Source organism: Streptomyces geranii (assembly GCF_002954775.1).
Taxonomy (GTDB): domain Bacteria; phylum Actinomycetota; class Actinomycetes; order Streptomycetales; family Streptomycetaceae; genus Streptomyces; species Streptomyces geranii.
Map to the genome: position 1 here is coordinate 18,815 of NZ_PJME01000052.1, position 23,325 is coordinate 42,139.

Genomic DNA, 23,325 nt, shown 5'->3' on the forward strand with positions numbered 1-23,325 from the left:
CGTGGGGAGGGCGTGGGGGAGAGGAGGGAGAGGGGGGAAGCGGGACGGAACCGGGGACGCCGAGGGGGACGGGTCAGCGTCGACAGCCGTCGCTCGCACACCGGCCGTGGTCGAGGAAACGGCGCGTCGTGAGCAGCACGTGTCCTCCTTCACCTGGGCCTTACGCATGCGGGTCCTGGACTCTAACACCGGAATTCGGCCACCCGTCCAGCTGTCTCGAACTGTGGTTCTTCGAGGTTCTCCGAGGTCATGTACGGTGTCGCGCACCGTCGGAACTTCAGGAGCGTCCCGCCATGTCCCAGGAACTGTGCGCCGTCGGCTGGACCGGAAACAGCCTCGCGCTCATCGACCAGACCCTGCTCCCGCACCGCAACGAGACCGTGGATGTCCGCGATGTGGACACCCTGGTGGACGCGATCCAGCGGCTCGTCGTACGCGGCGCCCCCGCGATCGGCGCGGCGGGCGCGTACGGGGTCGCGCTGGCGCTGATCGAAGGGGAGCGCGAGGGCTGGACCGAGGAGCAGGTGCGCGCGGCAGTGGCCCGCATCCGCGAGGCCCGGCCGACGGCCGTCAACCTGATGGTGTGCGTGGACCGGGTCATGACCCGCTTCGAGGAGGGCCTGGCGGCGGTGCTCGACGAGGCCGCCGCCGTCCAGCGAGAAGACGTCGAGGCCAACCGGGCGATGGGCGCGCACGGCGCCGACTGGCTGCTCAAGAAGCTTGCCGCCAGCGCCGGTGATCGCCCGCTGCGCATCCTCACCCACTGCAACACCGGCGCACTCGCAACGGCCGGATGGGGTACGGCACTCGGCGTCATCCGTGAACTGCACGCGCGCGGGCGGCTGGAGGTCGTGTACGCCGACGAGACGCGCCCGCTGCTCCAGGGATCACGCCTGACCGCCTGGGAGTTGGTCCAGGAGGGCATCCCGCACTACGTCCAGGCGGACGGGGCCGCCGCCGGCACCATCCTGCGCGGCGAGGTCGACGCGGCGATCGTCGGCGCCGACCGGATCGCCGCCAACGGCGACACCGCCAACAAGGTCGGCACGGTCGGGGTCGCACTGGCCTGCGCGGACGCCGGAATCCCGTTCCTGGTGGCGGCACCGACGACCACGGTCGACCTGGCGACGGCCACCGGAGACGACATCCACATCGAACTCCGGGGCGAGGCCGAGGTGTTGGAGTGGGCGGGCGTACGGACGGCTCCCGCCGAGTCGCGTGGCCACAATCCCGCGTTCGACGTGACACCGGGTCGGCTGGTGACCGGACTGGTCACCGAGCGGGGCGTGTTGGAGGTCTCGGCGGGCGAACTCCCGGGCGACCGCTTGAAGTAGACGAATGAGCAGCAGTGAGGGGTCCCCGGTTTCCCGGGGACCCCTCACTGCTGCTCCGCGAGCGCCGTCAGCGCGGCGAGAGTTCCAACTCCAGGAGCCACTCGACGACTTCGGTGTGGTGCCGGGCCTGGCGGGGATTCTCCCCCCACACATACAGCCCGTGCCCCGCGACCACCACGGCCGGCATCCGGGGGTCACGAGCCGCCTCCAGGCGGTCCCCGAGCACCTTCATGTCCTGGCTGTTGGCGATGACCGGCAGGGTCACCTCGACGTCGTGCGCGGGCTGGCCGACACCCTTGAGCATCTCGATGTCCTTGAACACGATCCCGCCCGGCTCACGCCGGCCCATCGCCACGGACGCCACGGTGTGTACGTGCACCACCGCACCGGCGCCGGTCAGCGCGGCGACCCGGGCGTGCAGCTCGGCCTCGGCGGACGGCTTGCCGCCGTTCACGGCCGCGCCCCGCGCGTCGACCAACACGACATCGGCGGGCGTCAGTTCACCCTTGTCGTGACCGCTCGCGGTGACCGCGAGGAGCAGCGGATCGCGGGTCAGGACCACGGACAGGTTCCCGGAGGTGCCCCGCATCCAGCCGAAGGAGGCGAACCGGGCGGACTCGGCGGCGAGTACCGCCCCGGCCTCATCGAGGTCGAGCGTGCTGATGTCGGCGGTCACGTGGTGCTCCTCGAACTGCTGGTACCGGTAGTGCTGGTGATGCTGATCCCGTCGAACGTCCCCGCCTGCGCGTGGTCGCCGACGCCCTGCTCGAAGTACGGCTCCCCGGGTCGCCGGATCCCGACGGCGTGCCAGCCTGCCGCGAGGGCCGCGTCCAGTTCGCCGGGGCGGTCGGAGAGGAAGAGGAGACGGGACGGTTCACGACCGGTCGCGGCGGCGATACGGCCGTACGACTCCGGCTCCTGCTTGGCGCCGGCGTTCTCGGTGTCGTAGAAACCGGAGACCAGCGAGGTGAGGTCGCCCTCCGGGGTGCTGGCGAACCACGCGCGCTGCGCGGCCACCGACCCCGAGGAGTAGACGTACAACGCGAGGCCCGCCGCGTGCCAGCTGCGCAACCGCGGCAGGACGTCGTCGTAGAAGTGCGAGACGAGGTCGCCGCGGGCGAAGCCCTCGGACCAGATGACGCCCTGGAGGGTCTTGAGGGGCGTGGCCTTGCGGTCCTCGTCGAGCCAGGTGTTGAGGGTCTTCTCGACGAGTACGGCGTCTGCGTCCGGGTCGCCGATCAGCTCGCGCACCTGCGCCACCGCACGCGCCACCTCCGGATCACCGCTCCGCTCCGAGAGCAGTGCTCCGAAACGAGAGCGCGAGTACGGGTACAGCACGTCGACGACGAAGCCCGTGGCGCTCGTGGTGCCCTCGATGTCGAGCACCACGGCGTCCACGTCGTACGTGCTGTTCTCCGTGTCCCGCAGGGTCACGCGGCGGCCCTGTCCTGCTGGTACCCGGCGTCGATCGTGTCGTAGTCCGGGAACTGCGAGGCGATCGTCGAGCCGGTGAAGCTGCCGATCCAGCCGTCCTCCTCGTGGAAGAAGCGGATCGCGGTGAAGGCCGGGCTGGTGCCCATGTCGAACCAGTGCGTGGTGCCGCGCGGCACGCCCAGCAGGTCGCCCTTCTCGCAGTACACGGCGTGGACCTCGCCGTTCACGTGCAGATAGAAGATGCCGGACCCGGAGACGAAGAAGCGGACCTCGTCATCGTCGTCGTGAGTGTGCTCCTGGAGGAACTTCTCGCGGGCCGCCTTCGCCTTTGCAGGGAACCCCGGGTCGTCGCTCGGGTGCAGCCCGAGGACGTCGACCGTGGTGAAGCCCTCCTCGGCGTTCAGCTTGTCGATCTCCGGGCCGTACGCGGCGAACACGGTGTCGCTGTCGGCGTCCGCGGGGACGTCCTCGCGAATCGGCCACTGCTCGTAGCGCACCCCGATCGGGGCCAGCGCGGCGGCGATCTCCGCCGGGTCGGACGTACGGCGAACGACGGTCTCCGGGCCGGACTCGGGCCAGGTCGTCAGCAGGGTCATGGGAGCAACTCCAGATGGCTCGGAGGGGGGGGAGGGCGGCGAAACGAGAACCGGGGTGAGCGGCGCAGGACGGGAAAGGAGGCGGGCCGGGGCCGGTCGTCAGTCGCGACAGCCGCGACACAGCGCGCCGGTACAGCGTCGTACCGCTGTCGCGCAGGGTGTCGTCATCATCGGAGCCTCACTGTCCCGGGTCGGGTGCCGGTTCCGTGATGGTAACTCCCGCCGGCGGGTCGGCAGAGTGTGACGAATCCGGCGTTCCAGATAGTGAGATCAATTGTCCAGGGCTTTGACGAATGGCTGGAAACGTTCTCATGATCTCCCTATGAAGACGCTGCTGCTCGTGCGGCGGCTGTACGTGGACTTGCTCCGGTCGACCACAGCCCGCTGTCGCTGACCTGACCCGGAGTACCCGAGACGCCCTCGGCCGTGGCGCGCGTTCCGCCCCACGTCGCCTCCCCTTGGCGCCCGTCGGCCATCACCCCCTTCATCCTCATTCCCCCCCGCACACCCACACCCCGTACTGCCCCTGCCCCTGGAGTCCCGCATGTCCCGCACCCGTCTGCCCCTCGCCGCGCTCTCGCTGGCCTCCGTCTCGGCGCTGTTCCTCGCGGGCTGCTCGCAGTCGACGAACGCCTCCACGGACACCGCGGGTGACACCGCCGCCTCCGCGTCCGCCGCCACCGGCACGAAGCCCGCCCCCTTCGGCAAGGGCGCGGTCAAGGTCGCGCTGGTCCGCCAGAGCGGCGCCGGCGACTACTTCGAGCAGTGGGGCAACGGCGCGAAGGCGCAGGCCAAGGCCCTCGGCATCGACCTGACGGTGTACGACGCCCAGGCCGACAACGCCAAGCAGGCCACCGACCTGTCCTCAGCGATCAACTCCGGCGCGCAGGCGATCATCGTCGACCACGGCTTCCCCTCGACGATCCAGCCGGAGATCGACAAGGCGGTGAAGAAGGGCATCAAGGTCGTCGTCTACGACGTCGAGACCACGACCAAGGGCGTCATCAGCACCAAGCAGGACGACGCGAGCATGGCCCAGGCCGTCCTCGACGTGATGGGCAAGGAACTCGGCAAGGACGCCAAGGTCGGCTACGTCAACGTCGCCGGCTACGCGGCCCTCGACAAGCGCGACAGTGTCTGGAAGTCGACGGTCGACGCCAACGGCTGGAAGCAGGCCTTCAAGGTCGGCAAGGTCACCGACTCCACGGCCACTGACAACGTTCCCCTGGTCTCCGCCGCGCTCACCCAGCACTCGGACGTGACGGGCATCTTCGCCCCCTACGACGAGCTGGCCAAGGGCACCGTCCTCGCCGTGCAGAACAAGAAGCTCCAGGACAAGGTGAAGGTGTTCGGCGCGGACGTCTCCAACGCCGACATCCAGAACATGACGGCCGCCGACAGCCCCTGGGTCGCCACCGCGGGCACCGACCCGTCCGCCGTCGGCGCGGCCGTCGTCCGTACGACGGCCCTGGAGCTGGCCGGTCAGCTGAACAAGACCTCGGTCGAGTTCCCGGCCGTCGCCATCACCCAGGACTTCCTGAAGAGCAAGAACATCCAGAACATGGACCAGCTGCGCGCCGCGCTGCCCGCGCTGAACCTCTCCCAGGTCAGCACGGCGGACTGGATCGCCAATGTCGCCCACTGAGGCGCCTGTTGAACCCGCGGTGAGTCTGCGGGACGTCAGCATGGCCTTCGGCGGCAAGACGGTCCTGGAGTCCGTCTCGCTGGACATCGCACCGGGCAGCGTCGTCGCGCTGCTCGGTGCGAACGGGGCCGGCAAGTCCACGCTCATCAAGATCCTGTCAGGCGTCCACACGGACCACGGCGGCGAGGTGACGGTGAACGGCTCCCCGGCCGCCCTCCAATCCCCCCTTGCCGCCCGGCAGTTGGGCATCCAGACAGTGCACCAGCGGATCGGCGAGGGCATCGTGCCCGGCCTCACGGTCGCCGAGAACCTGGTCTTCGAGGAGCTGGCCCAGGCACGCGGCAACCCGTTCCTCAACGGGCGCCGCGTGCTCGCGCGCGCCCGCGAGATCCAGTCGGCCCTCGACCTCGGCTGGAGCGACGCCCTGCTCAAGCGGGACGTCACCGAACTCGGCATCTCCGACCGCCAGTTGCTGATCCTGGCCCGCGCCCTGGCCACCCGCCCCCGGCTCCTCATCCTCGACGAGCCGACCTCGGCCCTCTCCGCCGCCGAGGCGGAACGCCTCTTCGCGCTGGTGGAGAAGATGCGCGACGACGGCATCGCGGTCCTCTACGTCTCCCACCGCCTCGGCGAGATCGACGCGCTGGCCGACCGCCTGGTCGTCCTGCGAGACGGCCGTCTCACCGAGGACCAGATCAAGCCCTTCGACTGGGACAGCGCCCTGCGCGCGATGCTCGCCCAGGCCCAGGAGGCGACCACGGCACGTCCGCAGCGCGCGGGAGAGCAGGGGGCGCAGGGCTCGCAGGGCGAGATCCTGCTCTCGCTTCGTGGCGTACGGCTCCTGGAGGGCCGTACCCCTCAGGATCTGGACCTGCGAGCGGGCGAAGTCACCGGCGTCGTAGGCCTGTTGGGCGCGGGCAAGACCGAGCTGGCCCGAGGCCTCTTCGGCGCGGAGCCCTTCACCACCGGAGCCGTGGAACTCGGCGGCAAGGCGTACGAGCCCCGCCGCCCCGCCGACGCGATCCGGGCCGGCGTCCACCTGGTCCCCGAGGACCGGCACGCGGACGCCCTGGTCCCCGGCTGGTCGCTGGCCCAGAACATCTCGCTCCCGTTCCTCAAGTCCCTCTCGACGGCCGGGCTGGTGAACCGCTCGAAGGAGGACGCCCTCGGCCGCGAGACGATCGAGGCGCTGGGTGTCGTGGCCCGCGACGAGCACTCCACCGTCGAGGAGCTGTCCGGCGGCAACCAGCAGAAGGTCGTCGTCGGCCGCTGGCTCGCCGAGCGCCCGCGTGTCCTGATCCTGGACGAGCCGTTCCGAGGGGTGGACATCGGTGCGCGGCGGGACATCGGACGTCGTGCGCGTGCGCTGGCGGCGGAGGGGGCGGCGGTCCTGGTCCTGTCCGCCGACGTCGACGAGGTCCTGGAGGTCGCCGACCGGGTCGTCGTCCTGGCGGCCGGCGAGATCCACCTCGACGCGTACGGCGAGGACGCGGAGCGCGACCGGGTCATCCAGACGATCTCGGCGTCGGTTTGATGAGGGGCGCTCCGCGGGTGGCGGGTAGCGGGGTGACGTTGCCCGGCGTAGCTGGTGGGCGCGGGGAACTGCGCAACCAGCCACCACCGGCCCGCAGCCGAACAACCGCCCAACCCGCTGCTCACCCCCACGCCGGCCCCACCGCCCCCGCCACACCAGGAAGCACCTCATGACCACCACCCAGAGCGCCGCCCCGGCGAAGACAGCGACCCCGTCCACGCTCGCCGCCGCAGGTCCCCGTATCCAGAACGCGGTCATCAAGTACGGGTTCATCTTCGTCACCGTCACGCTGTTCACGTACTTCGCGCTGAGCGAGCCGTCGTTCCGTGACTCGGCGACCCTCCTGGACACCCTGCGCTATGTCTCCGTCGCCGCGATCCTCGGCCTCGGGGTCACGCTCACCATGGCCGTGGGCGGGATGGACATGTCGGTCGGCGCGGTGGCCGGGCTCGGGGTGACCGTCGCCGCGAAGACGATGGTCACGTACAACCAGGTCGGAGTCGTCGCGATCATCGCGGTGATCGTGGCGGGCGCGCTCGCGGGCCTACTCAACGCCCTGCTCATCGTGGTGCTGAAGATCCCCGACATGCTGGCCACGCTGGGCACCATGTTCGTCATCCAGGGCACCAAACTCATCCTGGTCGACGGCCAGTCGATCACCCCGGGCATGACCCAGTCCGACGGCACGACGGCCCCCGGCAGGTTCACCGAGGGGTTCCTGCGCATAGACCGGGGCACGATCCTCGGCATCCCCGTCTCCGTGGTGATCTTCGGCGCGCTCACGGTCGTCGCCTGGGTCTTCCTGGCCCGCACCCGCTGGGGCCGCGTGCTGTACGCGATCGGCGCCAACCCCGAGGCCTCCCGCCTGGCGGGCATCCGCGTGGGCGCGTACCGGGCCCTGGCATACGTCCTCTCCGGCGTCCTCGCCTCCATCGGCGGCCTCATCCTGGCCGCACGCATCGGCCAGGGAGACGTATCCGCAGGCACCTCCCAACTCCTCGAAGCGGTCGCCGTCGCCCTGGTCGGCACGTCCGTCCTCGGCCGGGGCCGCCCGAACGTCTGGGGCACCGCCCTGGGCGCGGTCCTGATCGGCATCATCACCACGGGCCTGACGATCAAGGGTCTGCCGTACTACACGCAGGACGTGGTCGAGGGCGCCGTCCTGATCCTCGCCCTGATCTTCAGCTTCACCCTGTCCAAGCGCCGCACCGCATAAGGAAGTTCACGATGGGCTACCGCATCCTGGAGCCGGCCGACATCCCCGCGTACCTGCACGGGCGCGGCCACTGGCCCGACCTGGCGGACATCCAGGTCCGCGAGGTCTCCGACGGCAACATGAACCGCGTGTTCCTCGCCAGGTCCGCCGACGGCACCCGCAGCCTGGCCGTGAAGCAGGCACTGCCCTGGGTCCGGGTGGCGGGCCCGTCCTGGCCGATGAGCCCGGAACGAGCGGACGCCGAAGCGCGAGCGTACGAACAGGTCGCGAAGGTGGCGCCGGACAAGATCCCGGCGATCCACGGCTACGACCCCGAGAACTACGCCCTCGTCATGGAGGACATGTCGGACCTGGAGGTCCTGCGCACCCTCCTCAACGAGGGCGCCTCGTACGGCCCGCACACCTCGGCCCGTATCGGCGAGTTCGTGGCCCAACTGACCTTCGCGACCAGCGACTTCGGCATGGCGTCGGCAGACCGCAAGGCGCTCATCGCCACCTCGGTCAGCCCGGAGCTGTGCAAGATCACCGAGGACGTGGTCCTCGCCGAGCCGTACATCGAGCACGAACACAACCACTGGCACGCGGATTTGACCGACCTGGCGGCGGAGTTCCGCGCGGACACCGCACTCCGCACAGAGGTCGCCGACCTGCGCCACACTTTCATGACCAGCGCCCAGGCCCTCCTCCACGGCGACCTCCACACGGGCAGCGTCATGGTCGGCGACCGCGAAGGCGCCCCGGTGGTAAGGGTCTTCGACCCCGAGTTCTCCTTCGTGGGCCCGATCGGCTACGACCTGGGCCTCTACTGGGCCAACGCCCTGGTCTCGGAGCAACGAGCCCGCGAATTGGGCACCTTGACCGACCACGCCGACCAACTGTCCCTCTCCTGGCAGGCATTCGAGACAGAATTCCGCCGCCTGTGGCCGACAAGGACCGACACCTTCTTCGACGACGCCTACCTCGACCGCTTCCTCCGCAGGATCTGGACGGAGTCGGTGGGCTACGCGGGCACAGAGATCATCCGCAGAATCATCGGCTTCGCCCACCTGACAGACCTGACCACCTTGCCGAACCCGGCCCCGGCATCCCGCCGAGCACTGCTGATCGGACGGCAACTGATCCTCCACCGCGAGGAGTTGAAGAACCCGAGCGAGGTAGGGACGGTAGGGGAGAGCTTTTAGGGGCGCGGGGAACTGCGCGAGAAGCCCCACCCACCCGCAGCCAAACACAAACGCAAAGGGGCGGCTCCCCAAAACAAGGAGCCGCCCCTAAAACGCCGTACACCTACTTCTTGTCAAGCAAGTCCTGCACCTTGCCCCGGACCTCGTCCGTGGCCAAGCCCCGAATGGTCAGCGTGGTCCGACGACGCAGCACGTCGTCCACAGTCTCAGCCCACTCATTGTCCCGCGCATAAACAACCTGCGCCCAGATCTCCGGCGCATCCGCATGCACCCGCTCACCCAACTCCGGGTTCTCATTGGCGAGCCGAGCGATGTCGAACGCCAACGACCCGTAGTGCGTGGCAAGATGCCGAGCCGTGTCCGCGGCCATCCGCGGCCCGGGCGCGGGCCCGTCCACCAGCAACCGGTGAGCGACCGCACGGGGGTTGGCGACCCCCGGCAACGGCATCCGCTTCGGCAGCTCGGAGATGGGCTCGAAGTCGTCGCCCAGCGGACGGCCCGGCAACGTCTCCAGCTTCTGCATCACCGTACGGCCGATGTGCCGGAACGTCGTCCACTTGCCGCCCGAGACGGACAGCATCCCGCCCCTGCCCTCGGTCACGACCGTCTCCCGCTTGGCCTTCGCCGTGTCACCGGGGCCACCCGGCAGCACCCGCAGGCCCGCGAAGGAGTACGTGATGTTGTCACGGGACAGCTGCTGGTCGCGTACGGAGAACGCGGCCTCGTCGAGGATCTGCGCCGTGTCCTTCTCGGTGACCGCGACATCCGCCGGGTCGCCCTCGAACTCCTCGTCGGTCGTACCGAGCAGGAGCATGTCCTCCCACGGCAGGGCGAACGTGATGCGGTACTTGTCGATCGGGGTGGCCAGCGCGGCCTTCCACGGAGAGGTCCGCTTCAGGACCAGGTGCGCGCCCTTCGACAGCCGGATCGAGGGCGCCGCGCCGGCGTCCTCCATGCGGCGGAGGTGGTCGACCCAGGGGCCGGTCGCGTTGAGCACGAGCCGCGCGTTGACGCCGAAGTCGTCGCCGGAGAGCCGGTCGCGCAGGTCGGCGCCGGTGACCCGGCCCTTGGTGAAGCGCAGGCCGGACACCTCGGCGTGGTTGAGGACGACCGCGCCCGCCTCGACGGCCGCCCGGACCGTCATCAGCGCCATCCGCGCGTCGTTCATCTGGCCGTCGCCGTACACGGCCACGGCCTTGAGGTTCTCGGTGCGCAGCTCGGGCACGTCCTGCGCGGCCTTCGCCGGGGACAGGAGGTGGCCGACGCCGTCACCGAACGCCGACAGCATGGAGTAGGCGAAGACGCCCGCCCCGAGCTTCGCCGCGCCGTGCGGCCCGCCCTTGTACACGGGGAGGTAGAAGGTGAGCGGGTTCGCCAGGTGGGGGGCCACCTGCTTGGACACCGCGCGGCGCTCGAAGTGGTTCTCCGCCACCAGCTTCACCGCGCCGGTCTGCAGATAGCGCAGACCGCCGTGGAGCAGCTTGGAGGAGGCGGAGGAGGTGGCGCCGGCGAAGTCGCCGGCGTCGACCAGGGCCACCCGCAGCCCGGACTGCGCGGCATGCCAGGCCGTCGAGATGCCGAGGATGCCACCGCCGATCACGAGAAGGTCGTACGTCGCCTTGGAGAGCTGCTCCCGGGTCTCGGCGCGGCTCGGGTTCGTGCCGGAGGCCGGGTGCGTACCGAGGGCAGGCACGGACTGCAGGGTGGACTGACTGGTCATGTGGGGTTCTTACTCCTCGACAGAGCTGTCTTCGAGCCAGCCCATGGACCGCTCGACGGCCTTGAGCCAGCTCTTGTACTCACGGTCGCGCTTCTCCGCGTCCATGTTGGGGGTCCATTCGGCGGCCCGGCGCCAGTTGGCGCGCAGGTCGTCGGTGTTGGTCCAGAAGCCGACGGCGAGACCGGCGGCGTAGGCGGCACCGAGGCAGGTCGTCTCGGCGACCATGGGACGGACCACGGGGGCGTCCAGGAAGTCCGAGAGGGTCTGCATCAGCAGGTTGTTGGAGGTCATGCCGCCGTCGACCTTGAGGGCCGCCAGCTCGACGCCGGAGTCCTTGGTCATGGCGTCCGTGATCTCACGGGTCTGCCAGGCGGTCGCCTCCAGGACGGCGCGCGCGAGGTGCGCCTTGGTGACGTACCGGGTGAGGCCGGCGATCACACCGCGGGCGTCGGAGCGCCAGTACGGGGCGAAGAGGCCGGAGAAGGCCGGTACGAAGTAGGCGCCGCCGTTGTCCTCGACCGAGGAGGCGAGCGTCTCGATCTCGGCGGCGGTGGAGATGAGGCCCATCTGGTCGCGCATCCACTGCACCAGCGAACCGGTGACCGCGATCGAGCCCTCCAGGGCGTAGACCGGGGCGTCGTTCCCGATGCGGTAGCCGACCGTGGTGAGCAGGCCGGAGTACGAGTTGATGATTTTGTCGCCGGTGTTCATCAGCATGAACGTGCCGGTGCCGTACGTCGACTTGGCCTCGCCCTCGGCGAAACAGGTCTGGCCGAACAGGGCCGCCTGCTGGTCGCCGAGCGCGGAGGCGACCGGGATGCCGCCGAGCAGCTCGCCCAGCGGGCCACCCGTGACCTCGCCGTAGACCTCGGCGGAGGAGCGGATCTCCGGGAGCATCGACAGCGGGACGCCGATCGACTCGGCGATCTTCGGGTCCCACTCCAGCGTGTGCAGGTTCATCAGCATGGTGCGGGAGGCGTTGGTGACGTCGGTGTAGTGCTTGCCGCCGTCGACACCGCCCGTCAGGTTCCAGATGACCCAGGTGTCCATGGTGCCGAAGAGGATGTCCCCGGCCTCGGCGCGCTCGCGCAGCCCCTCGACGTTGTCGAGCAGCCAGCGGGCCTTGGGGCCGGCGAAGTACGAGGCCAGCGGCAGGCCGGTCTCGCGGCGGAAACGATCCTGCCCGACATTGCGGCCCAGCTCCTTGCAGAGCGTGTCGGTACGGGTGTCCTGCCAGACGATGGCGTTGTGGACGGGCTCACCGGTGTTCTTGTCCCACAGCAGCGTGGTCTCACGCTGGTTGGTGATGCCGATGGCCTTGATGTCGTCCCGGGTGATGCCGGCCTTCTGGATGGCTCCGGCGACGACTTCCTGGACGTTGGTCCAGATCTCGTTGGCGTCGTGCTCGACCCAGCCCGGCTTCGGGAAGATCTGCTCGTGCTCCTTCTGGTCGACGGAGACGATGCGTCCGTCGCGGTCGAAGACGATACAGCGGCTGGAGGTGGTGCCCTGGTCGATCGCGGCGATGAACGGTCCGGCGGTGTGCGCGTCGTCGGTCACTGTGTGCTCCTGAGAGGTCCGTGGGTAAGGGGCTGGCTTACGGCGTTGTCGCTCAAGGCTGTTCTGGTCGGTCCGGGACTGGTCCGGGACCGATCCAAGACTGCTCTAAGCAAAGGCGACGTTGTAGATGCCCGCAGCGATGGCGCCGCCGATCAGCGGACCGGCCACCGGGATCCAGGCGTAGCCCCAGTCGGAGCCGCCCTTGTTGGGCAGGGGCAGGAGGGCGTGCACGATACGCGGACCGAGGTCACGGGCCGGGTTGATCGCGTAGCCGGTCGGACCACCGAGGGACAGACCGATGGAGACGACGACGAGGGCGGTGATCAGGGCGCCGAGGGTGCCGAGACCCTTGCCGTCGCCGTTGAGGCCCTGGGTGAGGACGGCGAGCACCAGTACGACCGTGCCGATGACCTCCGTGGCGATGTTCTGCCAGGGGACGCGGATCTCGGGGCCGGTGGAGAAGATGCCCAGGACCGGCCCGGCGCCCTTCTCCTGTGCCTCGACGGCCTTCTTGGCCGGAGTGCCGACGATTTCCTTGTCGGTCAGGTGGGCGAGGAACTGGCCGTAGTAGGCCACCCAGACCAGCGCCGCACCGATCATGGCGCCGAGCAGCTGCCCGCCCCAGTAGATCGGGACGTCGCTCCAGGGGATGCCGTCCTTCTTGAGCGCGAGCGCGAGGGTCACGGCCGGGTTGAGGTGGGCGCCGGAGAGGGGCGCCGAGGTGTAGACGGCCGTCAGTACGGCGAAACCCCACCCGAAGGTGATGGCGAGCCAGCCGGCGTTGCGTGCCTTGGAGGCCTTCAGCGTGACGGCGGCACAGACGCCGCCGCCGAGCAGGATGAGTATGGCGGTACCGATGGTCTCGCCGATGAAGATGTCGGAGCTGGACACCCGCGACTCCTTTGTCCTTCGTTCCAGGGGAAGAGCTGCCGGCCCTTGGCGTTGTCACACTCTAACGCCTATTGCCGGTCGGTGTTCGACAATGTCGACCGATGGACGGGAGTCTTGCTCCGGGGTTACGTGCACGTCAAGGGCTCTGTTATCGAAAACACGATCGTTATTGATTGCTGTGAGCTATCGATCTTGGGCGGGAGCAGCGGAAACGGCGGAGGGGCCGGGACGCTGCACGCGTCCCGGCCCCTCCGCCGCACCGACTTCCTCACCGAAAAATCAGAAGCGCGCGGCTCCCAGATCCCGGGACACGGCGCGGGCGCAGTCCCGCACCGCCGCGATCAGCTCCGGGCGCAGCTCACCGTCCCGGCACAGCCGTTCCACGGCACCGGTGACACCGACCGCGCCGACCGGCATCCGCCGCCGGTCGTGGATGGGGGCGGCGATCGACGCGACGCCTTCCCAGGTCTCCTCGACGTCGGCCGCGTACCCGCGCGCGCGGGTCAGGTCCAGGACGCCCTCGAAGCCCTCCAGGTCGCTGATCGTCCGGTCGGTGAACGACTTGCGCTCGGCCTCCAGGACCTCGCTGTGCGCGACCGGGTCGAAGGCCGACAGGACCTTGCCCAGGGCCGTGGAGTGCAGCGGCTGCATGGCCCCGACCTCCAGCACCTGCCTGCTGTCGTCGGGGCGGAACACGTGGTGCACGATCAGCACGCCGCGCTGGTGCAGCACGCCCAGATGGACGCTCTCGCCGCTGGAGCGGGCCAGGTCGTCGGTCCACACCAGGGCACGCGCGCGCAGCTCGTGGACGTCCAGATAGGTGGTCCCCAGGCGCAGCAGTTCGGCGCCCAGCTGATAGCGCCCGGAGGCGGGCTCCTGCTCGACGAAGCCCTCCTGCTGGAGGGTGCGCAGGATGCCGTGGGCGGTGCCCTTGGCGAGGCCGAGGGACGAGGCGATGTCCGAGAGGCCGAGCCGACGCTCGCCGCCCCCGAGGAGCCGCAGCATCGCCGCCGCCCGTTCGAGCGACTGGATGTTCCGTGCCATCGCCGTCCTGCCTCCGTCCCCTTCGACCGCCAGCAACCGGCGTTCGCTGCCGCCGTTCGGCAATGTCGAACACTACCGGTCGATGTCGACCGTCCGCCAATGCCCGGTCATCACCTGTTACATCCCGCGTACATCCGGGTGGTTGCCGCGTATACGATCCGCCGCCCGCGTCAACGACACGCCCGCCACGTACGTCCGTCCCGTGGACGCCCTGACCATACGGCCCCGCACCGGGCTACCCTTGCGGCGTGCGCCTTCCCAGGGAAGACGCAAAGCCGACAGCCGTCGCACTCCAGGGAGCCCTTTCATGGCCTCGTCGCCCGACCCTTCCGCCGACATCAGGACCCGTGTGTCCGCCCTCAGGGACGCACTCGCCACCCGCGTGGTGGTGGCCGACGGTGCCATGGGCACCATGCTGCAGGCGCAGGACCCGACGCTGGAGGACTTCGAGAATCTCGAGGGCTGCAACGAGATTCTGAACGTCACCCGCCCCGACATCGTCCGCTCCGTCCACGAGGCGTACTTCGCCGTGGGCGTCGACTGCGTCGAGACGAACACCTTCGGTGCCAACCACACGGCGGCGTCCGAGTACGACATCGCCGACCGCGTCTACGAACTCTCCGAGTCCGGTGCCCGGATCGCCCGCGAGACCGCCGACGAGTTCGGTGCCCGCGACGGCCGCCAGCGCTGGGTCCTCGGCTCGATCGGCCCCGGCACCAAGCTGCCGTCCCTCGGCCACATCGACTACGGCACCCTCCGCGACGGCTTCCAGGCGAACGCCGAGGGCCTGCTCGCGGGCGGCGCCGACGCCCTGATCGTGGAGACCACGCAGGACCTCCTCCAGACGAAGTCGTCGATCCTGGGCGCCCGCCGCGCCATGGAGGCCACCGGCCACGACGTGCCTCTGCTGGTCTCGATGGCCTTCGAGACCACCGGCACGATGCTCCTCGGCTCGGAGATCGGCGCCGCGCTGACCGCGCTCGAACCGCTCGGCATCGACATGATCGGCCTGAACTGCTCGACCGGCCCCGCCGAGATGAGCGAACACCTGCGCTACCTCTCCCGGCACTCCCGCACCCCGCTGCTCTGCATGCCCAACGCCGGTCTGCCCATCCTCACCAAGGACGGCGCCCACTTCCCGCTCGACCCCGAGGGCCTGGCCGACGCCCAGGACACCTTCGTACGGGACTACGGCCTGAACCTGGTCGGCGGCTGCTGCGGGACGACCCCGGAGCACCTGCGGAAGCTCGTGGAGCAGGTGCGGGGCGCGACCCCCGTCGAGCGTGACCCGCAGCCCGAACCCGGCGCCGCCTCCCTCTACCAGACCGTCCCGTTCCGCCAGGACACCGCCTACATGGCGATCGGCGAGCGCACCAACGCCAACGGGTCGAAGAAGTTCCGCGAGGCCATGCTGGAGGCCCGCTGGGACGACTGTGTCGAGATGGCCCGCGACCAGATCCGCGAGGGCGCGCACATGCTAGACCTCTGCGTGGACTACGTCGGCCGCGACGGCGTCGCCGACATGCAGGAGCTGGCCGGCCGCTTCGCCACCGCGTCCACGCTGCCCCTCGTCCTGGACTCCACCGAGGTCGAGGTCCTCCAGGCGGGCCTGGAGAAGCTCGGCGGGCGCGCGGTCATCAACTCGGTCAACTACGAGGACGGCGACGGCCCCGAGTCCCGCTTCGCCAAGGTCACCAAGCTGGCGCAGGAGCACGGCGCCGCGCTGATCGCGCTGACCATCGACGAGGAGGGCCAGGCCCGTACCCCGGAGCACAAGGTCGCCATCGCCGAACGGCTGATCGACGACCTCACCGGCAACTGGGGCATCCACGAGTCGGACATCCTCATCGACACCCTGACCTTCACCATCTGCACCGGTCAGGAGGAGTCCCGCAAGGACGGCATCGCGACGATCGAGGCGATCCGCGAGCTGAAGCGCCGCCACCCGGACGTCCAGACCACCCTCGGCCTCTCCAACATCTCCTTCGGCCTCAACCCGGCCGCCCGCATGCTGCTCAACTCGGTCTTCCTCGACGAGTGCGTCAAGGCCGGCCTCGACTCGGCGATCGTGCACGCCTCGAAGATCCTGCCCATCGCCCGCTTCAGCGAGGAGGAGGTCACCACCGCCCTCGACCTGGTCTACGACCGGCGAGCCGAGGGCTACGACCCGCTGCAGAAGCTGATGGCCCTGTTCGAGGGCGCCACCACCAAGTCCCTCAAGGCGGGCAAGGCCGAGGAACTGGCCGCGCTGCCCCTGGACGAGCGGCTCCAGCGCCGCATCATCGACGGTGAGAAGAACGGCCTGGAGGCCGACCTCGACGAGGCCCTCGAGACCCGCCCCGCCCTCGACATCGTCAACGACACCCTCCTGGAGGGCATGAAGGTCGTCGGCGAACTCTTCGGCTCCGGCCAGATGCAGCTGCCGTTCGTCCTCCAGTCCGCCGAGGTCATGAAGACGGCCGTCGCCTTCCTCGAACCGCACATGGAGAAGACCGACGACGAGGGCAAGGGCACGATCGTCCTCGCCACCGTCCGCGGCGACGTCCACGACATCGGCAAGAACCTCGTCGACATCATCCTCACCAACAACGGCTACAACGTCGTCAACATCGGCATCAAGCAGCCGGTCTCCGCGATCCTCGAAGCCGCGCAGGAGCACCGGGCCGACGTCATCGGCATGTCCGGCCTCCTCGTGAAGTCGACCGTGATCATGAAGGAGAACCTCCAGGAGCTGAACCAGCGCAAGCTGGCCGCCGACTACCCGGTCATCCTCGGCGGCGCCGCCCTGACCAGGGCGTACGTCGAGCAGGACCTCCACGAGATCTACGAGGGCGAGGTCCGCTACGCGCGCGACGCCTTCGAGGGCCTGCGCCTGATGGACGCCCTGATCGGCGTCAAGCGGGGCGTCCCCGGCGCCAAGCTCCCCGAGCTGAAGCAGCGCCGCGTCCGCGCCGCCGCCACCGCCGTACAGGTCGAGGAGCGCCCCGAGGAGGGCCACGTCCGCTCCGACGTCGCCGTCGACAACCCCATTCCCACCCCGCCCTTCCAGGGCACCCGCGTCATCAAGGGCATCCAGCTCAAGGAGTACGCGAGCTGGCTCGACGAGGGCGCCCTCTTCAAGGGCCAGTGGGGCCTCAAGCAGGCCCGCGCGGGCGACGGGCCGACCTACGAGGAACTGGCCGAGACCGAGGGCCGCCCCCGGCTGCGCGGCCTCCTCGACAAGCTCCAGACGGAGTCCCTGCTGGAGGCGGCCGTCGTCTACGGCTACTTCCCGTGCGTCTCCAAGGACGACGACCTGATCCTCCTCGACGACCAGGGCAACGAACGCACCCGCTTCACCTTCCCGCGCCAGCGCCGAGGCCGCAGGCTCTGCCTGGCCGACTTCTTCCGCCCGGAGGAGTCCGGCGAGATCGACGTCGTCGGCCTGCAGATCGTCACCGTCGGCAACCGCATCGGCGAGGAGACCGCCAAGCTCTTCGAGGCGAACGCCTACCGCGACTACCTCGAACTGCACGGCCTCTCCGTCCAGTTGGCGGAGGCCCTCGCCGAGTACTGGCACGCCCGCGTCCGCTCCGAACTGGGCTTCGCCGGTGAGGACCCCGCCGACGTCGAGGACATGTTCGCCCTCAAGTACCGGGGCGCCCGCTTCTCCCTCGGCTACGGCGCCTGCCCCGACCTGGAGGACCGCGCCAAGATCGCCGACCTCCTCCAGCCCGAGCGCATCGGCGTCCACCTCTCCGAGGAGTTCCAGCTCCACCCCGAACAGTCCACCGACGCCATCGTCATCCACCACCCCGAGGCGAAGTACTTCAACGCGCGCTAGGTCACACAGCGCGCTGATCGGACAAGACGTACACTGGTCGGTCCATCGCAGGCCGGTTGCCCTCTGTGCACTCAGGGGCAACCGGCCTGATCGTCCCTCAAGGAGGTGCGCCAGGATGACCAGCACGGTCCCCGCGCTCGGAACCCGTACGGCCGAAGGCTCAGCACTGCAGGCCGTACTCCTCGACATGGACGGCACCCTGGTGGACACCGAGGGCTTCTGGTGGGACGTCGAGGTCGAGATCTTCGCCGGTCTCGGCCACGCCCTCGACGACTCCTGGCGGCACGTCGTCGTCGGCGGCCCCATGACCCGCAGCGCCGGCTTCCTCATCGAGGCCACCGGCGCCGACATCACCCTCCCCGAACTGTCGGTCCTGCTCAACGACGGCTTCGAGGACCGCATCGGCCGCGCCCTGCCCCTGATGCCGGGCGCCGCCCGCCTCCTCGCCGAACTCTCCGCGCACGAGATCCCGACCGCCCTCGTCTCCGCCTCGCACCGCCGCATCATCGACCGCGTCCTGGCCTCGCTCGGCCCGCAGCACTTCGCCCTGAGCATCGCGGGCGACGAGGTCGAGCGTACGAAGCCGTTCCCCGACCCCTATCTGATCGCCGCCGCCCGACTCGGCGCCGACCCCGCCAGATGCGCCGTCGTCGAGGACACCGCGACCGGCGTCGCCGCCGCCGAGGCCGCCGGCTGCCATGTCGTCGCCGTACCGTCGGTCGCGCCCATCGCCCCCGGCGCCCGCCGCACGATCGTGACCTCACTCGAAGAAGTCGACCTGCCCTTTCTGCGCGGGCTGATGACGGAAATGCGCTGAACCGTTTACCGAGCGTGCCTGATCAAAAGCGGGAAACGCGCGGATGAACAACCGGGCCATCACATGAGAAATGTGCGGCGGAATTCACCGGCGCACTCTTGGTGAAAGCGTGTGAGTTTCGCCACCCGGCAGGCCCTCGACACTGCACACATGCTGTGTACACGCACCCCTTTCGGGGCCTTGGGCGAAGCCCATGTGTCCCGATTGGGGAGACCCTGCGCGGAATCCTTCCATCGCCGGTTTTTCGGTGCGTCCACACCCGGTTCCGCAGCGTGATGGGCCCCCAACTCCGGCTGCCTGTGGGCCCCTCTGCGGTCCGGACTAACCTCGTTGCGAGAACATCGCCGTAATCCCGAACCCGCGCGCACCACCCCACGCATGCCGGGCCCCTGGGATCGACAGCCTGGAGAAACCCCAGCATGAACCGCAAGACTTTGGTGCTGCCGGTGCTCACCGGCCTGCTCGCCCCGCTGGTCGCCGCCTGCGGCGGGACCGGCAGCGGGGGCAGCGGCGGCGACGCGATCGTCGTCGGCACCACGGACCGGTTCACCGCCACGAAGGAGGCCCCGGCGCCGATCGATCCGGCGTACGCCTACGACGTCGGCACCTGGAACATCCTGCGCCAGACCGTGCAGACCCTCATGGTCCAGCCGCGCGGCGACGGCGACCCGGTCCCCGAGGCCGCCGAGAAGTGCGGCTTCACCGACACCGGCAACGAGCGCTACGCCTGCACCCTGCGCAAGGACCTCAAGTTCTCCAACGGTGACACCGTCACCGCCTCCGATGTGAAGTTCTCCATCGACCGCGCCCTGCGGATCCAAGCCGACAGTGGGGTGTTCGCCCTGCTGTCCACCATCGACACCGTCGAGACCCAGGGCGACCGCGAGGTCATCTTCCACCTCAAGACCGCCGACGCCACCTTCCCGTTCAAGCTGTCCACCCCGGTCGCCGGCATCGTCAACCCGGACGACTACGAGAAGGACAAGCTGCGCGACGGCTTCGACGTCGACGGCTCCGGCCCGTACACCCTGCACGCCGAGGTCAAGAACGACGAGCTCGTCGACGCCGTCTTCACCAAGAACCCCCACTACCAGGGGCAGTTGAAGCCGAAGAACGACAAGGTCGATCTGCGCTCCTTCCCCGACGCCGCCACCATGGGCAGCGCGCTCTCCAAGGGCGACATCGACCTGATGACCCGCTCGATGTCCCCCGAGCAGATCAGAAAGCTCGACGAGGACTCCACCGGCGACATCGACCTCGTACAGATGCCCGGCCTCGAAATCCGCTACCTCGCCTTCAACACCGACGCCCCGACGGTGGAGACCAAAGCCGTCCGCCAGGCGATGGCCCAGATCATCAACCGCGCCGAACTCGTCGCGAAGGTCTACGGCGACGAGGCCCAGCCGCTCTACTCACTGGTCCCGGCCACCATCACCGGCCACTCGAACTCCTTCTTCAACAAGTACGGCGAACCCAGCGACATCAAGGCCAAAACCCTGATGGAGAACGCCGGAATCACCACCCCGGTGAAACTGACCCTGCACTACACGACCGACCACTACGGCTCGGCCACCAAGCAGGAGTTCGAGGAACTGCAACGGCAGCTCAACGCGAGCGGGTTGTTCAGCGTCAGCATCAAGGGCGCCCCCTGGGCCACCTTCCGCCCGGCCGAGAAGGAGGGCGACTACGACGTGTACGGCATGGGCTGGTTCCCCGACTTCCCCGACGCCGACAACTACCTCGCCCCGTTCCTCGACAAGGACAACTTCCTCAACCTGCCGTACGCCAACAGCAGGATCCGCACCACCCTGATCCCGGAGTCCCGCCGCGAGGCAGACCGCCTCACCGCCTCCAGCAGCCTCACGGACATCCAGGACATCGTCGCCGACGACGTACCCGTACTGCCTCTGTGGCAGGGCAATCAGTACATCGCCGCGCGCGACGGCATCACCGGCGCCGAGTGGGCCCTCAACTCCTCCTCGACCCTTCAGCTCTGGGAGCTCGGCCGCGGTGTGAGCAACTGACCGGCACACCCGTCCGACGCATGAATCCCGACCCGGGGCTGGGACGGTCCCGGGTACCCAAGACCCGACGACAAGGCACATCCACGTGAACCTGCGCAACCAGTGGCCGGTCCTGCCCATCGTGGCGGGGCTGGCCTCCGGCCTCCTGACCGGCTGCGGCTCGGAGAACGGCGACTCGGGGGCCGACGGCTCCACCGTGGTGATGGGGATGTCCGACGACGTCCTGGCCACCGACCCCGCCTCCGGCTACGACCCCGGCTCCTGGCTGTTGTTCAACAACGTCTTCCAGTCGCTGCTCAGCTTCCCCAACGGAGGTACCGAGCCGCAGCCCGAGGCCGCCAAGGAGTGCGCCTTCAGCGACGCGCAGACCAAGGTGTTCAAGTGCACCCTGCGCGACGGCCTGAAGTTCAGCAACGGCGACTCGCTCACCTCGGAGGACGTCAAGTTCTCCTTCGACCGCATGCTGAAGATCAACGACGACGCCGGTCCCGCGATCATGTTCCCGATGCTCGAATCGGTGGACACCCCCGACGACAAGACCGTCGTCTTCAACCTCAAGGTGCCCGACGCCACCTTCCCCAGCAAGATCGCCTCCGGCGCCGGCTCGATCGTCGACCACCGCAGCTACGACGAGGACGGCCTGCGCAAGGACGGCGAGGCCGTCGGCTCCGGCCCCTACAAGCTCGACTCGTTCGGCGACGACAGCGCGGTCTTCTCCGTCAACCCGAACTACAAGGGCACCGCCGACGTCAAGAACTCCGGCGTCACCCTCAAGTTCTTCCACGGCGACCAGACCAAACTGAAGAACGCCCTCCTCGACGACGACATCGACATCGCCTACCGCGGCCTCAAGGCCGGCGACATCGCCGACATCGAGAACAGCGGCGACAAGGACATCGACATCGTCGAGGGCACCAGCGCCGAGGTCCAGCACCTCGTCTTCAACATGAACGACCCCATCGCCGGAAAGCTCGGCGTCCGCAAGGCCATCGCCTACCTCCTCGACCGCGAGGCCCTGGTCAACGAGGTCTACGACGACACCGCGACCCCCCTCTACTCGATCGTCCCCGCGGGCATAGCCGGCCACAACACCGCCTTCTTCGACACCTACGGCGCCCGCCCCTCCAAGGCCAAGGCCCAGCAGGCCCTCCAGGCCGACGGCATCACCGAGAAGGTCAAGCTGACCCTCTGGTCGACCCCGTCCCGCTACGGCCCCGCCACCGACGACGAGTTCGCGGCCATCGCCAAGCAGCTCAACGCCAGCGGCCTCTTCGAGGCGACCGTCAAGTCCGTCCCCTTCGCCCAGTACGAGAAGGACATCGAGGCCGGCAAGTACGGCGTCTACGTCAAGGGCTGGGTGCCGGACTACCCCGACGCCGACAACTTCACCGCCCCCTTCTTCGGCGAGGGCAACGTCCTCGGCAACAACTACACCAACAGCACCATCACCGGCACGCTCATCCCCGGCACCGCCGCCGAGAGCGACCGCACCGCCACCGACGCGACCTTCGCCGAACTCCAGGACATCGTCGCCCAGGAGGTCCCCCTCCTCCCCGTCTGGCAGGCCAAGCAGTACGCCGTGACCCGCGACAACGTCTACGGCCTGGAGTACTGCCTCGACGCCTCGACCGTCTTCCGCTTCTGGGAGATCAACAAGGGCTGACCGATCGGTCCTTCATACGACGACGAGGGCGCCGCTTCCTGAATCGGAAGCGGCGCCCTCGTCGTCGTACGGACCCGTCGGGCCGGTCACTGCGCGCCGGGACGCACCAGCCCGCTCTCGTACGCGTACACCGCCGCCTGCACCCGGTCGCGCAGCCCCAGCTTGGTCAGCACATGCCCGACATGCGTCTTCACGGTCGTCTCGCTGACGAACAGATCGGCGGCGATCTCCGCGTTCGACAGCCCCCGCGCCACCAGCTTCAGCACCTCCACCTCACGCTCGGTCAGCGTGTGCAGCGTGTCCGGCACGGGCTCGTCGCCCGACGGCAGATGCCCCGCGTACTTGTCCAGCAGCCGGCGCGTGATGCTCGGCGCGAGCATCGCCTCACCCGCGGCGACCACCCGGATCGCCTGCACCAGCTCGTTCGCCGGCGCGTCCTTCAGCAGGAAGCCACTGGCACCGGCCCGCAACGCCTCCACCACGTACTCGTCGAGATCGAAGGTCGTCAGCACCAGCACCTTCGCCGGCCCGTCCCGCCCAGGACCGGTGATCTGCCGGGTCGCCTCCACCCCGTCCATCCGCGGCATCCGGATGTCCATCAGCACCACATCGGGCTGCAGTGCCCGCACCTGATCGATCGCCTGAAGCCCGTCTCCGGCCTCGCCGACGACCGCGATGTCCTGCTCGGCCTCCAGAATCATCCGGAACCCGGTACGCAGCAGCGGCTGGTCGTCGACCAGTAGAACGCGGACGGCCACGTAGATCTCCTTCGCTAGCCCATCCTTATTCTGCCCTGTGCACCAACGCGCCCCGAAAGGGGCGCGGGGCTGTGTCCATTTGCGG

17 protein-coding genes are annotated in these 23,325 nt (G+C 69.1%); 9 read left to right on the forward strand and 8 right to left on the reverse strand.

The genetic code is table 11. The features are described from left to right. The first annotated feature begins 293 nt into the window (after window positions 1-293). The gene (gene mtnA, locus CW359_RS37135; protein ID WP_105974627.1) at window positions 294-1,334 is read left to right on the forward strand and encodes an S-methyl-5-thioribose-1-phosphate isomerase; all 1,041 of its coding nucleotides are present in this window, start codon (window positions 294-296) and stop codon (window positions 1,332-1,334) included. Between the two features lie 67 nt (window positions 1,335-1,401). Here mtnA and mtnB read toward each other — a convergent pair whose 3' ends face one another. Genes mtnB through CW359_RS37150 form a run of 3 tightly spaced genes read right to left on the reverse strand, consistent with a single transcriptional unit; the run spans window position 1,402 to window position 3,364 of the window. Beyond that, window positions 1,402-2,010 (reverse strand): methylthioribulose 1-phosphate dehydratase, encoded by a 609-nt coding sequence (mtnB, locus tag CW359_RS37140; RefSeq protein WP_105974628.1) that lies wholly within the window; start codon window positions 2,008-2,010, stop codon window positions 1,402-1,404. After that, on the reverse strand, window positions 2,007-2,768 hold the full coding sequence (gene mtnC / locus CW359_RS37145) for an acireductone synthase (RefSeq protein ID WP_198655525.1): 762 nt from the start codon (window positions 2,766-2,768) through the stop codon (window positions 2,007-2,009). The genes mtnB and mtnC overlap by 4 nt, the downstream gene beginning before the upstream one ends. After that, window positions 2,765-3,364, reverse strand: a complete 600-nt coding sequence (locus tag CW359_RS37150; protein WP_105974629.1) for a 1,2-dihydroxy-3-keto-5-methylthiopentene dioxygenase — start codon at window positions 3,362-3,364, stop codon at window positions 2,765-2,767. Before CW359_RS37150 ends, mtnC begins: the two co-directional genes overlap by 4 nt. 544 nt (window positions 3,365-3,908) lie before the next feature. Here CW359_RS37150 and CW359_RS37155 point away from each other — a divergent pair. From CW359_RS37155 to mtnK, 4 genes are all read left to right on the forward strand, one after another. After that, entirely contained in the window at window positions 3,909-5,009 is a 1,101-nt protein-coding gene (locus CW359_RS37155) for a substrate-binding domain-containing protein (RefSeq protein ID WP_105974630.1), read from the forward strand. Further along, on the forward strand, window positions 4,996-6,543 hold the full coding sequence (locus tag CW359_RS37160) for a sugar ABC transporter ATP-binding protein (protein ID WP_105974631.1): 1,548 nt from the start codon (window positions 4,996-4,998) through the stop codon (window positions 6,541-6,543). Before CW359_RS37155 ends, CW359_RS37160 begins: the two co-directional genes overlap by 14 nt. A gap of 169 nt (window positions 6,544-6,712) precedes the next feature. Then, window positions 6,713-7,759, forward strand: a complete 1,047-nt coding sequence (locus CW359_RS37165) for an ABC transporter permease (protein ID WP_105974632.1) — start codon at window positions 6,713-6,715, stop codon at window positions 7,757-7,759. An 11-nt stretch (window positions 7,760-7,770) separates the two neighbouring features. Then, window positions 7,771-8,940, forward strand: a complete 1,170-nt coding sequence (gene mtnK / locus CW359_RS37170; RefSeq protein WP_105974633.1) for an S-methyl-5-thioribose kinase — start codon at window positions 7,771-7,773, stop codon at window positions 8,938-8,940. 103 nt (window positions 8,941-9,043) lie between these two features. Here the strand turns inward: mtnK and CW359_RS37175 are convergent, their stop codons facing one another. The 4 genes from CW359_RS37175 to CW359_RS37190 all read right to left on the reverse strand — a co-directional run bounded on the left by CW359_RS37175 (window position 9,044) and on the right by CW359_RS37190 (window position 14,155). Beyond that, complete coding sequence (locus tag CW359_RS37175; RefSeq protein WP_105974634.1) at window positions 9,044-10,660, reverse strand: glycerol-3-phosphate dehydrogenase/oxidase; 1,617 nt, start codon at window positions 10,658-10,660, stop codon at window positions 9,044-9,046. 9 nt (window positions 10,661-10,669) lie between these two features. After that, window positions 10,670-12,220, reverse strand: a complete 1,551-nt coding sequence (glpK, locus tag CW359_RS37180) for a glycerol kinase GlpK (protein ID WP_105974635.1) — start codon at window positions 12,218-12,220, stop codon at window positions 10,670-10,672. A gap of 105 nt (window positions 12,221-12,325) precedes the next feature. Beyond that, a complete protein-coding gene (locus CW359_RS37185) occupies window positions 12,326-13,111 on the reverse strand; it encodes an MIP/aquaporin family protein (protein ID WP_105974636.1) in 786 nt (261 codons plus the stop codon). A gap of 279 nt (window positions 13,112-13,390) precedes the next feature. Further along, on the reverse strand, window positions 13,391-14,155 hold the full coding sequence (locus CW359_RS37190; RefSeq protein WP_105974637.1) for an IclR family transcriptional regulator: 765 nt from the start codon (window positions 14,153-14,155) through the stop codon (window positions 13,391-13,393). A 307-nt stretch (window positions 14,156-14,462) separates the two neighbouring features. Here CW359_RS37190 and metH point away from each other — a divergent pair, with 307 nt between their 5' ends. From metH to CW359_RS37210, 4 genes are all read left to right on the forward strand, one after another. Beyond that, entirely contained in the window at window positions 14,463-17,978 is a 3,516-nt protein-coding gene (gene metH, locus CW359_RS37195; protein WP_105974638.1) for a methionine synthase, read from the forward strand. 115 nt (window positions 17,979-18,093) lie between these two features. Continuing rightward, complete coding sequence (locus CW359_RS37200) at window positions 18,094-18,795, forward strand: HAD family hydrolase (RefSeq protein ID WP_105974639.1); 702 nt, start codon at window positions 18,094-18,096, stop codon at window positions 18,793-18,795. Between the two features lie 419 nt (window positions 18,796-19,214). Next, on the forward strand, window positions 19,215-20,819 hold the full coding sequence (locus CW359_RS37205) for an ABC transporter substrate-binding protein (RefSeq protein WP_105974640.1): 1,605 nt from the start codon (window positions 19,215-19,217) through the stop codon (window positions 20,817-20,819). 85 nt (window positions 20,820-20,904) lie between these two features. Next, window positions 20,905-22,482: an ABC transporter substrate-binding protein gene (locus CW359_RS37210; protein ID WP_105974641.1), complete on the forward strand. Its 1,578-nt coding sequence runs from the start codon at window positions 20,905-20,907 to the stop codon at window positions 22,480-22,482. Window positions 22,483-22,568: 86 nt separating this feature from the next. On the opposite strand, the gene CW359_RS37215 is transcribed toward CW359_RS37210, so the two are convergent. Beyond that, a complete protein-coding gene (locus CW359_RS37215) occupies window positions 22,569-23,240 on the reverse strand; it encodes a response regulator (RefSeq protein ID WP_105974642.1) in 672 nt (223 codons plus the stop codon). Between the last annotated feature and the right edge of the window lie 85 nt (window positions 23,241-23,325).